General features: G+C 70.1%; 10 protein-coding genes. 6 read left to right on the plus strand and 4 right to left on the minus strand.

Annotation, left to right across the window (positions count from 1 at the left end; translation table 11 throughout):
- Positions 1-274 precede the first annotated feature (274 nt).
- Positions 275-1,054, minus strand: a complete 780-nt coding sequence (locus ACFQU3_RS09310; protein ID WP_385908961.1) for a DODA-type extradiol aromatic ring-opening family dioxygenase — start codon at positions 1,052-1,054, stop codon at positions 275-277.
- A gap of 238 nt (positions 1,055-1,292) precedes the next feature.
- On the opposite strand from ACFQU3_RS09310, the gene topA reads away from it, so the two are divergent.
- The 5 genes from topA (at position 1,293) to ACFQU3_RS09335 (ending at position 7,227) form a co-directional block, all read left to right on the plus strand.
- Entirely contained in the window at positions 1,293-4,073 is a 2,781-nt protein-coding gene (topA, locus tag ACFQU3_RS09315; protein WP_385908963.1) for a type I DNA topoisomerase, read from the plus strand.
- Positions 4,074-4,224: 151 nt separating this feature from the next.
- The gene (locus ACFQU3_RS09320) at positions 4,225-4,659 is read left to right on the plus strand and encodes a GNAT family N-acetyltransferase (RefSeq protein WP_385908965.1); all 435 of its coding nucleotides are present in this window, start codon (positions 4,225-4,227) and stop codon (positions 4,657-4,659) included.
- Between the two features lie 29 nt (positions 4,660-4,688).
- Positions 4,689-5,480, plus strand: coding sequence for a PIG-L family deacetylase (locus ACFQU3_RS09325; RefSeq protein ID WP_385908967.1), 792 nt, complete (start codon positions 4,689-4,691; stop codon positions 5,478-5,480).
- Between the two features lie 54 nt (positions 5,481-5,534).
- Complete coding sequence (locus ACFQU3_RS09330; protein ID WP_385908969.1) at positions 5,535-6,002, plus strand: SCP2 sterol-binding domain-containing protein; 468 nt, start codon at positions 5,535-5,537, stop codon at positions 6,000-6,002.
- 10 nt (positions 6,003-6,012) lie between these two features.
- Positions 6,013-7,227: an acyl-CoA dehydrogenase family protein gene (locus ACFQU3_RS09335; protein ID WP_385908971.1), complete on the plus strand. Its 1,215-nt coding sequence runs from the start codon at positions 6,013-6,015 to the stop codon at positions 7,225-7,227.
- Positions 7,228-7,356: 129 nt separating this feature from the next.
- Here ACFQU3_RS09335 and ACFQU3_RS09340 read toward each other — a convergent pair whose 3' ends face one another.
- Both ACFQU3_RS09340 and ACFQU3_RS09345 read right to left on the minus strand, forming a co-directional pair.
- On the minus strand, positions 7,357-8,751 hold the full coding sequence (locus ACFQU3_RS09340) for a GntP family permease (RefSeq protein WP_385908973.1): 1,395 nt from the start codon (positions 8,749-8,751) through the stop codon (positions 7,357-7,359).
- Complete coding sequence (locus ACFQU3_RS09345) at positions 8,748-9,380, minus strand: gluconokinase (RefSeq protein WP_385908975.1); 633 nt, start codon at positions 9,378-9,380, stop codon at positions 8,748-8,750. Before ACFQU3_RS09345 ends, ACFQU3_RS09340 begins: the two co-directional genes overlap by 4 nt.
- 157 nt (positions 9,381-9,537) lie before the next feature.
- On the opposite strand from ACFQU3_RS09345, the gene ACFQU3_RS09350 reads away from it, so the two are divergent.
- A complete protein-coding gene (locus ACFQU3_RS09350) occupies positions 9,538-10,242 on the plus strand; it encodes a FadR/GntR family transcriptional regulator (RefSeq protein WP_385908977.1) in 705 nt (234 codons plus the stop codon).
- 81 nt (positions 10,243-10,323) lie between these two features.
- Here the strand turns inward: ACFQU3_RS09350 and ACFQU3_RS09355 are convergent, their stop codons facing one another.
- The gene (locus ACFQU3_RS09355) at positions 10,324-12,546 is read right to left on the minus strand and encodes an NADP-dependent isocitrate dehydrogenase (protein WP_385908979.1); all 2,223 of its coding nucleotides are present in this window, start codon (positions 12,544-12,546) and stop codon (positions 10,324-10,326) included.
- Between the last annotated feature and the right edge of the window lie 298 nt (positions 12,547-12,844).

A 12,844-nucleotide genomic window follows, 5' to 3' on the forward strand; every position in this document is an offset into this window, starting at 1 on the left:
CGTGACGGCATACCTCAGGCGCCTTGCGTGTCCAGCCGGGCGTACGGCCACTGTACGGGCCGCACGCCTGCGACGGGATGACGAATGTCAGGGTTCCCCGCACGTTTCCGGGAGGGACCCGGGTCGTCACCGACGCCGGTCAGGGCTCTCCCCGAGACGGGGCGGCCGCGACCCGGATGTCAGGGGAGGTTCCGGGCCGCGGCCGCGTGAGTGGGGCACCCACACCTAGGAGAACGAGGGGCCACACGCGTGGGTTCCCGCCCGGGGACGGACGTCAGTCGAACTGCCAGGACCGCTTGGACAGGCCGAACCAGAAGCCGTCGATGACACTCTTGTTGTCGAGGCCGCCGGACTCGTAGGCGGCGCCGAGCGTGACGAAGAGCGGCGCGAAGTGCTCCGTCCGCGGGTGCGCCTCGTGGGCTGCTGGGGCCTTGTCGAGGAAGTCGAGGAGCGCGTCGACGTCCTGAGCCCGCATCGCCTCCTGCGCCCACTGGTCGAACTCTGCGCTCGCCTGCGGCGGCGGCGCGTCGGAACCGGCGCGCGGGTTGAACCAGCGCAGGTTGTGGGTCGTGAAGCCGGAGCCGACGATCAGCGTGCCCTGCTCCCGCAGCGGCGCGAGACGGCGGCCGATCTCGAAGAGGCCGCGCGGGTCGAGCGTCGGCATGGACATCTGCAGGACCGGCACGTCGGCCTCGGGGAACATCTCCTTGAGCGGCACGTACGCGCCGTGGTCGAGCCCGCGGGCCTCGTCGCGGTGGACGTCGTGGCCGGGCCAGGTGAGGAGCCTCGTCACGTCGTCGGCCAGGTTCGGCGCCGACGGCGCGTCGTAGGTCACCTCGTAGTAGTGCTGCGGGAAGCCCCAGAAGTCGTAGGTCAGGGGAGCGCCCGTCGTCGACCCGAGGGTGGTCGGGGCGTCCTCCCAGTGGGCCGAGACGATGAGGACGTCCTTCGGCTTGGGGAGGTCGGCGGACCATCCGGCGAGCTCGGCCGTCCAGCGCTCGTCGTCGGCGAGCGGAGGGGCGCCGTGGCTGAGGTAGAGGACGGGGGCCGTCATCGAGGGTTCCTTCCGAAGTCGTTGAAGAATAAACTACCACAGGAACGCAGATCCGACGTCAGGATTCCCGCGGTCGTCGTCCCTGTCGCAGCTCACGCCGTCGCGCCCGCGCGGAGCCGGGGACGGTTCGCGGATGTCGTGAGCCGCGGCTTGACGCGCCCTGTTACGGTCGGGGCGCGTTCACGCCCACGCAGCGACGAATCCGCTGCACGTGAATGCGGGAAGTTGAAGGTGCACCATGGCCGCAGGCAAGGGCCGCAAGCTCGTCATCGTCGAGTCGCCCGCGAAGGCGAAGACGATCGCCGGATACCTCGGGGGCGACTTCGAGGTCGAGGCGTCCGTGGGTCACATCCGCGACCTGCCCAACCCGTCCGAGCTGCCCGCCGACATGAAGAAGGGGCCCTACGGCAAGTTCGCCGTGGACGTCGACAACGGCTTCGACCCCTACTACGTCGTCGACCCGGACAAGAAGAAGAAGGTCGCCGAGCTCAAGCGGCTGCTCAAGGACTCGAGCGAGCTCTACCTCGCGACCGATGAGGACCGCGAGGGCGAGGCCATCGCGTGGCACCTGCTCGAGGCGCTGAAGCCGCGGGTTCCCGTGAAGCGCATGGTGTTCCACGAGATCACCCGCGAGGCGATCCAGCGCGCCGTCAACGACACCCGCGAGATCGACACCGCGATGGTCGACGCGCAGGAGACCCGGCGCATCCTCGACCGGCTCTACGGCTACGAGGTCAGCCCGGTCCTGTGGCGCAAGGTGCGCCAGGGCCTGTCGGCCGGTCGCGTGCAGTCCGTCGCGACCCGCATGGTCGTCGAGCGGGAGCGCGAGCGCATGGCGTTCGTCCGCTCCTCGTACTGGGACGTCGAGGGCGACTTCACGCCCGACGGCGCGAGCCAGCAGTTCTCCGCGCGCCTGTCTTCTGTCGACGGTGTCCGCGTCGCCACGGGCCGCGACTTCGCCGACGACGGGCGCCTGACCGGCAGGGGCGTCGTGCACCTCGACGAGGCGCTCGCCACGCGGATCGCGCAGGCGTGCCTCCCGGTCACGGCGCGCGTCACCGACGTCCAGGAGAAGCCCTACACCCGCCGCCCGTCGGCCCCGTTCACGACCTCGACCCTCCAGCAGGAGGCGTCGCGCAAGCTGCGCCTCAGCTCGAAGAACGCGATGCGCGTCGCGCAGCGGCTCTACGAGAACGGCTACATCACCTACATGCGTACCGACAGCACGACGCTCTCGGACGCCGCCATGACCGCCGCCCGCAGCCAGGCCCGTGACATGTACGGCGCCGAGTACGTGCCCGACAGCCCGCGCCGCTACGAGAAGAAGGTCAAGAACGCGCAGGAGGCCCACGAGGCCATCCGCCCGGCCGGCGACCGCTTCCGCTCGCCCGCCCAGGTCGCCGGAGAGCTGCGCGGCGAGGAGTTCGCGCTCTACGAGCTGATCTGGAAGCGGACGGTGGCCTCGCAGATGGCGGACGCCCGCGGCTCCACCGCCACGGTCAAGCTCGCCGTCGACACCGCGGTCGAGGGTGCGCAGAGCGTCGAGTTCAGCGCCAGCGGCACGGTCATCACCTTCAAGGGCTTCCTCGCGGCATACGAGGAGGGCCGTGACGACGAGGCGACCGCGCGGGCCGAGGCCGCCGAGGAGGAGCGCCGCCTGCCGAAGCTGAGCGCCGGCGTCCCGCTCGAGGTCGTGCGCGCTGAGGCCGACGGCCACGAGACCAGCCCGCCTGCGCGCTACACCGAGGCCACGCTCGTCAAGGCGATGGAGGAGCGCGGCATCGGCCGCCCGTCGACGTACGCCGCGACGATCGGCACGATCCAGGACCGCGGCTACGTCTTCACCAAGGGTCAGGCGCTCGTCCCGACGTGGCTCGCGTTCGCGGTGACCCGGCTGCTCGAGGAGCACTTCGGCAACCTCGTCGACTACGAGTTCACCGCCTCGATGGAGGAGGACCTCGACCGCATCGCGAACGGCGACGAGCGCCGCGTCGACTGGCTGCGCCGCTTCTACTTCGGCGACGAGGCGACCTCCGCGGAGGGGCTCAAGCACCTCGTCGACGACCTCGGTGAGATCGACGCGAAGGAGATCTCCACCATCCCGCTCGGCGACGGCATGGTGGTGCGCGTCGGTCGCTACGGGCCCTACGTCGAGGAGGTCGTGCCGGCCGGCGTCGACCTCGCCACCGGCGAGGTGACCGAGGGCGCCGAGGTGCCCGCGACCCCGCGCCGCGCCACGATCACCGACGACATCGCGCCCGACGAGATGACGCCCGCCAGGGCCCGCGAGCTGCTCGAGGTCGCCGCCGACGACGGGAAGGTGCTCGGCCGCGACCCGGAGACGGGCCGCGAGATCGTCGCGCGGGCCGGCCGTTATGGCCCGTACGTCACCGAGGTCATCGAGGACGACGCGCCGGCCGCCGAGGTGAACGGCGCGGGCGCCCCGAAGAAGCGCACCACGAAGGCCGCCAAGGCGAAGCCGCGCACGGCCTCGCTGTTCAAGGACATGGAGCTCGCGACGCTCGACCTCGAGTCGGCCCTCAAGCTGCTGTCGCTGCCGCGTGTCGTCGGCACCGATGCCGACGGCGTCGAGATCACCGCGCAGAACGGCCGCTACGGCCCGTACCTCAAGAAGGGGACGGACTCGCGCTCGCTGGCCAACGAGCAGCAGCTCTTCGACATCACGCTCGAGGAGGCGCTCGCGATCTACGCACAGCCCAAGCAGCGCGGCCGGGCCGCCGCGTCCGCGCCGCTCAAGGAGCTCGGCACCGACCCCGTGAGCGGCAAGCCCGTCGTCGTCAAGGACGGCCGCTTCGGCCCGTATGTCACCGACGGTGAGACCAACTCGACGCTCCGCAAGGACGACGACCCGGCGAGCATCACGCCGGAGCGTGGTTACGAGCTGCTCGCCGAGAAGCGTGCCAAGGGGCCGACGACCCGCAAGCGCGCCGTGAAGAAGACCGCCAAGAAGACGGCGAAGAAGACGACGACGCGCAAGAGCGCCGCCAAGAAGGCGTGACCTGCGGGACGGGGAGGCCACTCGACGAAACGAGTGGCCTCCCCGGCCCATGTCCGCTGCCCAGCGCGCCTGTCGGGTCGTCGAGTGGCCCATCGCGTATGCCGCCCGGTGGCCCTCCCCGGACTGCGCCCGGCGCGCTAGCGTTCGACCCGTGATCGAGACCCGAGCCCTTGGAGCCGACGACCGCGAGCGATGGGAAGAGCTCTTCCGCGCGTACATCGCCTTCTACGAGCGCGACCTGGAGCAGGCGGCATACGACCGCGCATGGGGTGAGTTCGCTTCCGGCGCAAGGATGCACGCGCGGGGAGCCTGGTTGGACGACACGCTGGTCGGCATCACGCACTTCCTCGTGCACCCGAGCACGTCGGGACCCGACGTGTGCTACCTGCAGGACCTCTTCACCGCGCCCGAGGCTCGGGGGAAGGGCATCGGGCGGGCCCTGATCGAGACCGTGGCGGAGTGGGCCCGGGGGCAGGGCTGCAGCCGCGTCTACTGGCAGACGCACGAGACGAACGCGACGGCGCGACGTCTCTACGACGACCTGGCCGTGCGCGACGGCTTCCTCGTCTACCGGCTGCCGCTCTGAGCGTCGGCGGCCGGTGAGAGGCTGACCTCATGGCAACTGTTGTCTTCGTCCACGCCCATCCCGACGACGAGGCCTCGCAGTCCGCGGGCTCGATGGCGCGCGCCGTCAGTGAGGGCCACCGTGTGGTCCTCGTCGTCGCGACCAACGGCGACCACGGCGACGCGCCCGACGACCTCGCCGAGGGTGAGACCGTCGTCGACCGCCGGCGCGCCGAGGCCGCCGCGGCGAACGCCGTCATCGGCACGCACCGCGTCGAGTTCCTCGGCTACGCGGACTCCGGCATGACGGGGTGGGCCCAGAACGACCACGAGGCGAGCTTCGCGCGGGCTGACACCGAGGAGGCGGCTCAGCGCCTCGCCGCGGTCCTGCGTGACGAGCACGCCGACGTCGTCGTCGGTTACGACTGGCACGGCGGCTACGGGCACCCCGACCACGTGAAGGTGCACGCGGTGACGAAGCGCGCGGCCGAGATCGTGGGCACGCCGCGCTACCTCGAGGGCTCGATGAACCGCACGGCGATGATCCGCTCGCACGAGGCGGCCATGGCGGCCGGCCACGACGTGGGCGAGTGGGACCCGAGCGCGCCCATGGATGACGGCAACCCGCTCGGCAGTCTCGAGGAGGAGCTGCACTGGGCCTGCGACGTCAGCGACTTCCTCGAGGTGAAGCGGTCGGCGCTCAAGGCTCACGCGAGCCAGTCCGACGCGCAGGGCATGCTGCAGATGCCGGTCGAGATGTTCGCCGGGGCCTTCTCGTTCGAGCACTACCTCGAGCCGGGTCGTCCGGAAGGCATGGTCGCCGGCTGGTTCCTGGACAGTTGAACCCTCCGGTAACCTACTCGCGGTAACCATGCCGTTTCCCCTCCGGAGGACCCGATGACCGAGATCGACTTCACGACCGCCACCCCCGAGCAGCTCGCAGCTGTCGAGCCGGGCGAGTTCATCAGGATCGTCAAGCAGATGTCCGACAAGGACGTCAAGGAGGTCATGGAGAGCCCGAACCGCGAGCCGATCATCGGCGCGATCTTCCAGCGGATGCCGGGGCTCTTCCGCGCCGACCGGGCCGGCTCGACGAGCGCCACGACGCACTGGAGCATCACCGGTCGACCAGATGGGGGAGCCGACGAGTGGACCGTGCGCTTCGCCGACGGCGCGTGCACGTCGGTGCCCGGCCACGACGGCGAGGCGACGCTCTCCCTCGCGATGTCGCCGGTCGACTTCACGAAGGTCATCACCAAGAGCGGCAACCCCGTCATGATGTTCATGACGGGCAAGATCAAGGCCAAGGGTGACCTCGGCCTCGCCGCCAACATCGCGAACTTCTTCGACATCCCCAAGGCCTGAGGCGCGCGTCGTGGTCGAGTTCTCGCTCGCTCTGGACGACGACCAGACCGAGCTGCGCGACTGGGTGCACGGCTTCGCCGCCGACCGCGTGCGCCCGGCCGCGGCCGAGTGGGACGCCCGTGAGGGGACGCCCTGGCCGATCATCCGGGAGGCGGCGAAGCACGGTCTCTACGGCTTCGAGTTCCTCGCCCAGTGCTGGGCCGACCCGACCGGCATCTCGCTCAACCTCGCCAACGAGGAGCTGTTCTGGGGTGACGCCGGCATCGGCATGTCGATCTTCGGCACGACCCTCGCCGTCGCGGCAATCTACGGCTCGGGCACGCCCGACCAGCTGGTCGAGTGGTTGCCCCAGTGCTACGGCGACGCCGACGACCCGAAGCTCGCCGCCTTCGCGACGACCGAGCCGCAGGCCGGGTCCGACGTCGGTGCCATGCGCACCCGGGCACGCTACGACGAGGCCACCGACGAGTGGGTCATCAACGGACAGAAGGCCTACATCACCAACGGCGGCATCGCGAACGTCCACGTCGTGACCGCCGTCATCGACCCCGAGCTCGGCTCGCGTGGTCAGGCCGCGTTCGTCGTCCCGCCGGGCACGCCGGGACTCGAGGGCGGCAGGAAGCTGCGCAAGCTCGGGCTCCGGGCCTCGCACACGGCCGACGTGTTCCTGGGCGACGTCCGGGTGCCCGGTTCGTGCCTGCTCGGCGGCAAGGACCGGCTCGACGAGCGCCTCGCGCGAGCACGCGAGGGGACCGGTGCGAGCGGCCAGGCCGCGATGCGGACCTTCGAGATCTCGCGCCCCACCGTCGGCGCGCAGGCCATCGGGATCGCCCGGGCGGCATACGAGTACGCCCTCGACTACGCCAAGGACCGCGTCGCCTTCGGCCGGCCCATCATCGAGAACCAGGCGATAGCCTTCGCGCTCGCCGACATGCGCACCGAGATCGACGCGGCACGTCTGCTCGTCTGGCGGGCGTCCTGGATGGGTCGCACCAACCAGCCGTTCACCGCGGCCGAGGGCTCGATGAGCAAGCTCAAGGCGGGCGAGGTCGCGGTGGCGGTCACCGACAAGGCAGTTCAGATCCTCGGCGGCGCCGGCTACGTCACCGACCACCCGGTCGAGCGGTGGTCACGCGACGCGAAGATCTACACGATCTTCGAGGGCACCTCCGAGATCCAGCGCCTCGTCATCGCCCGCGCCATCAGCGGCGTCCGCATCCACTGACCCCCACCCGTCGAGAGGCCACGTTTTGTCGGTCTGATGACGTCGAGAGGCCAGTTCTCGTCACGAGAACTGGCCTCTCGACTCGGTGGCACCCGCAAACTCTGGCCTCTCGACGGTTGAGGGATGGGGCTAGACGACGAGGTCGAGCAGCATGACGAGCACGAGGCCGGTCACCGACAGGATCGTCTCCATCACCGACCAGGTCTTGATGGTCTGGCCGACCTTGAGGCCGAAGTACTCCTTGACGAGCCAGAAGCCGGCGTCGTTGACGTGCGAGAAGAAGACCGAGCCGGCGCCGATGGCGAGCACCATGAGTGAGACCTCGGTCGTCGACATGCTAGCCGCGAGCGGCGCGAGGATGCCGGACGCCGTGACCGTCGCGACGGTGGCCGAGCCCGTCGCGAGGCGGATGAAGACCGCGACGAGCCACGCGAGAAGGAGCACCGACAGCCCGCTCTGGGCGATCCAGTCGGCGACGAGCTGACCGATGCCGGTGTCGACGAGCGTCTGCTTGAAACCGCCGCCGGCCGCGACGATGAGGATGATGCCGGCGATCGGTCCGAGCGAGGCCTCGAGGGAGGAGCCGACCTGCTTGATGCCCATGCCGGCGCCCCGGCCGAGGGTGAACATCGCGAGGATCACTGCGATGAGCAGCGCGATGAGCGGGGTGCCGAGGAAGTCGAGGACCGTGCGCACGGGCGTGTCCTCGGCAGCGAGGATGTCGGCGAGCGCCTTGCCCATCATGAGGGCGACGGGCGTCAGGACGGTGAGCAGCGTGACGCCGAACGAGGGGCGCGGGCCGTTCTCCGTCTCGTGCGGCTCGAACAGCTCGGGCGCCGGCACGTCGACCCAGCGGGCGGCGAGGCGGGCGAACCAGGGACCCGCGACCGCGATGGTGGGGATGGCGACGAGGATGCCGAGGCCGAGCGTCACACCGAGGTCGGCCTTGAGGGCGTCGATGGCCACCAGCGGGCCCGGGTGCGGCGGCACGAGGCCGTGCATCGCCGAGAGGCCGGCGAGGGCGGGGATGCCGACGCGCACGAGGGACAGGCCCGAGCGGCGTGCCACGAGGAAGATGACCGGCATGAGCAGGACGAGGCCGATCTCGAAGAACATCGGCAGGCCGATGATCGCGCCGACGCCGGCCATGGCCCACGGCAGGGTGCGCTCCGAGCTGCGGCCGATGATCGTGTCGACGATCTCGTCGGCTCCCCCGGAGTCGGCCAGCAGCTTGCCGAACATCGCACCGAGCGCGATGAGGATGCCGACGCCGGCCGCGGTGCTGCCGAAGCCCTTGGTGTAGCTGTCGAGCACGTCGGACATGGCGACGCCGGCGACACCGCCGACGGTCAGCGACCCGAGCGTCAGGGCGAGGAACGGGTGCAGCTTGAACCGCACGATGAGCAGAACCAGCACGGCGATGCCGAGCAGGGCGGCAGGGACGAGCCGACCGGCGGGGATGTCGGGCAGGTCGTCGGCGGTGACCACCGACGCGGGCAGCAGGGACAGGAGGTCGGTTGTCATGGGTGGGTCGCTTCCGGGTCGCTGGGGTCGGTGAGGTCGGTGAGGTCGGTGAGGTCGGTGGGGTCTGTGAGGTCGGGGTTGCCGGGCGCGGTCGGCGCGCCGGCGGAGCCGTTCCGCAGGAGATCGAGGGACTGCGTCACGAGGTCGTCGACCGGCTGGTCGACGTCGAGCACGGCGCCGCGCTCGTCGGCCTCGAGCGGCTCGAGGGTCGCGAACTGCGACTCGACGAGGGCGGCGGGCATGAAGTGTCCCGGGCGGCCGGCGACACGGGCCGCGATGACCTGCGGGGTGCCGTGCAGGTGGATGAAGTACGCCTGGGGTGCCGCGGCCGTGAGGACGTCGCGGTAGGCGCGGCGCAGGGCTGAGCAGCTCGCGACGCCGCCGCGGTCTGGGTGGTCGGCCAGCCATGCCCCGATGGTGTCGAGCCAGGGGCCGCGGTCCTCGTCGGTCAGCGGGATGCCGGCGGACATCTTGTCGATGTTGGCCTGGGGGTGGAAGTCGTCGGCATCCGCGAAGGGGACCCGCAGGCGCTGGGCCAGGGCGGCGCCGACCGTGGTCTTGCCCGAGCCGGAGACGCCCATGACGACGACCAGTGGTGGCGGGTGGTGCTGCTGCATGCTCGAGGACATGGTTCCGTGACTCCTTCGTCCGGCTCGATCGCTCTCTTCGTCGAGTCGCCCGCTCAGATTGCAGCAACAAGAGCGTCTTATCAAGTCCTTGATCAAAACAAATCAGATTTAATGAGGCAGCGAGCCGGTGACGGCGGCCGTGTGACAGGCTGGCGTCGTGCCAGCAGCTCGCCGCCCCGCGCTCCACACGAGCGTCCTCGACACTCTCGGCCGGCAGGTCGTCTCGGGTGACCTCGCGGCCGGGACGGTGCTGCGCATCGACCAGCTCGACGAGCGCTACGGGGTGTCCCGGTCGGTGGTGCGTGAGGCGGTCCGGGTGCTGGGCTCGATGGGTCTGGTGGAGGCGCGCAAGCGGGTGGGGGTGCGGGTGCTCCCGAGCACGTCGTGGAACGTGTTCGACCCACGGGTGATCCGGTGGCGGTTGGACGGGCCGGGGCGCGAGCAGCAGCTGTTGTCGCTGGGTGACGTGCGCCGTGGGATCGAGCCGGTGGCTGCCGAGCTGGCGGCTGCGCACGCGAGCCCGGAGCAGTGCGGGGTGATGGTGGGGGCGGTGATGCAGATGGCGGTGCACGCGAAGTCGGGTGACCTGGAGGCGTACCTGCGGGCCGACCAGCTGTTCCATGCGACGTTGCTGGCGGCGTCGGGCAACGAGATGCTGGCGGCGTTGGGCGACGTCGTCGGTGAGGTGCTGGCGGGGCGCACGCACCATGACCTGATGCCGACGACGCCGAACCCGGTGGCGGTGCGTCTGCACGGTGACGTGGCCGAGGCGGTGCAGTCCGGCGACGGTGCGGCCGCCGCGACCGCGATGCAGGCGATCATCGCCGAGGCCACCGAAGCCCTGCGCGACGCGGACGCGTAAATGCCCTGACGGCATACGCAAAGGTGCCCACCCGACCGTGACGGTCGAGTGGGCACTTCCCCAGCGGGTGGGGCTGAGAGGTCAGGCCAGGGCGTCGATGATCTCGTTGAAGGTCTTCGACGGGCGCATGACGGAAGCGACCTTGTCGGCGTCGGGGCGGTAGTAGCCGCCGATGTCGACCGGGTGGCCCTGGGCGTCGACGAGCTCCTGGCTGATCGTGTCGATGTTGTCCGAGAGGGCCTTGGCGACGGGAGCGAACGTCTCGGCCAGCTCGGCGTCGTCCGTCTGCGCGGCGAGCTCCTGTGCCCAGTAGAGGGCCAGCCACACGTGGCTGCCGCGGTTGTCGATCTGGCCGACCTTGCGGGCCGGGCCCTTGTTCTCGTCGAGCAGCGTGCCGGTCGCACGGTCGAGCGTCTCGCCGAGGACCTTGGCCCGGGCATTGCTCGTGGCGCCAGCAAGGTGCTCGAAGCTCACCGCGAGCGCGAGGAACTCGCCGAGGCTGTCCCAGCGCAGGTAGTTCTCCTGGACGAGCTGCTGCACGTGCTTCGGAGCCGAGCCGCCGGCGCCGGTCTCGAAGAGTCCACCACCGTTGATGAGCGGGACGACGGAGAGCATCTTCGCCGAGGTGCCGAGCTCGAGGATCGGGAACAGGTCGGTGAGGTAGTCGCGCAGCACGTTGCCGGTGACCGAGATCGTGTCCTCGCCCTTGCGGATCCGCGCGAGCGAGAACGCGATGGCGTCGGTCGGCTTGAGGACCTGGATGTCCAGGCCCTCGGTGTCGTGCTCCTCGAGGTACTCCTCGACCTTCGTGATGAGGTTCGCGTCGTGGGCGCGGTCGGCGTCGAGCCAGAACACGGCTGGGGCACCGGTCGCCCGGGCGCGGGTCACCGCGAGCTTGACCCAGTCGCGGATCGGGACGTCCTTGGTCTGGCACGCGCGCCAGATGTCGCCTGCCGACACCGTGTGCTCGAGCAACACGGCTCCCGAGCCGTCGACGACGCGGACGGCGCCGTCGGCCGGGATCTCGAACGTCTTGTCGTGGCTGCCGTACTCCTCGGCTGCCTGCGCCATGAGGCCGACGTTGGGCACCGAGCCCATCGTGGCCGGGTCGTAGGCGCCGTTGGCGCGGCAGTCGTCGATGACGACCTGGTAGATGCCGGCGTACGAGCTGTCGGGCAGCACGGCGAGCGTGTCGGCCTCGTCGCCCTCGGCGTTCCACATGTGGCCGGACGTGCGGATCATGGCGGGCATCGAGGCGTCGACGATGACGTCGCTCGGGACGTGCAGGTTGGTGATGCCCTTGTTGGAGTCGACCATCGCGATGGCCGGTCCGTCCTCGAAGCCCTTCCTCACCGCGGCCTCGACCTCGGCGCGCTGGTCGGCCGGCAGCCCCTCGGCGGCCTTGAGCACGGCACCGAGCCCGTCGTTGGGGGACGCCCCGACGGACGCCAGCTGGGCGGCGTACGTCTCGAACAGCTCGGGGAAGAAGGCGCGCACGACGTGCCCGAAGACGATCGGGTCGGAGACCTTCATCATCGTGGCCTTCAGGTGCACGGAGAAGAGGACGCCCTCCTCCTTGGCGCGCGTGACCTGCTCCGACAGGAACTCGCGCAGCTTGGCGACGTCCATGAACGTCGCGTCGACGACCTCGCCGGCGAGGACCGGGATCGACTCCTTGAGGACCGTGGTCGTGCCGTCGGCGCCCAAAAGCTCTACGCGCAGCGTGTCGTCGGCCTGGACGACGACCGACTTCTCGTTGTGACGGAAGTCGTGCTCGCCCATCGTCGCGACGTTCGTCTTCGAGTCGGCGCTCCACGCCCCCATGGAGTGCGGGTGCTTGCGCGCATAGCTCTTCACCGACGCGGGCGCGCGGCGGTCCGAGTTGCCTTCGCGCAGAACGGGGTTCACCGCGGAGCCCTTGACCTTGTCGTATGCCGCCCGGGCTGCCTTCTCCTCGTCGGTGCTCGGGTTGTCGGGGTAGTCGGGCAGGGCGTAGCCGGCGGCCTGGAGCTCGGCGATCGCGGCCTTGAGCTGGGGGATCGAGGCCGAGATGTTGGGCAGCTTGATGATGTTGGCCTCGGGCGTCTTGGCGAGCTGGCCGAGCTCGGCCAGCGCGTCACCGATGCGCTGCTCGGGAGGCAGGGCGTCAGGGAAGCTGGCGATGATGCGACCCGACAGCGAGATGTCACGCGTCTCGACCTCGACGCCGGCCTGCTTGGCGAAGGCCGAGACGATGGGCAGCAGCGAGGCCGTGGCCAGGGCGGGCGCCTCGTCCGTGTGCGTGTAGATGATTGTCGAGTCCAACGCAGGTGCTCCGTTCGGTTGCTGGTGGTGCCGAGATCCGCAAATGGAGGATCCTCGAATAAATCTTGACGTCAAGATATCCGATGCGTGGCGGCCGTGGGGCCGCCGTCCCATCCTGCCGGGGTGGTCTGCGCCACGCCAGACGCGCCCCCACCTGCGAATCCGGCGTGAGGTTGCGACCTTCCGAACCATATGCGGCTGTTGTCCCAGCAGATTGGCCGATCGGCTTCCAACCGCTGGACCGCGTTTTAACCTGAACGCGTCGGACGAGTTCACGCTGTGGGGGTTCGGTGGCTCG

Source organism: Terrabacter sp. GCM10028922 (genome assembly GCF_042666095.1).
Lineage (GTDB): Bacteria > Actinomycetota > Actinomycetes > Actinomycetales > Dermatophilaceae > Terrabacter.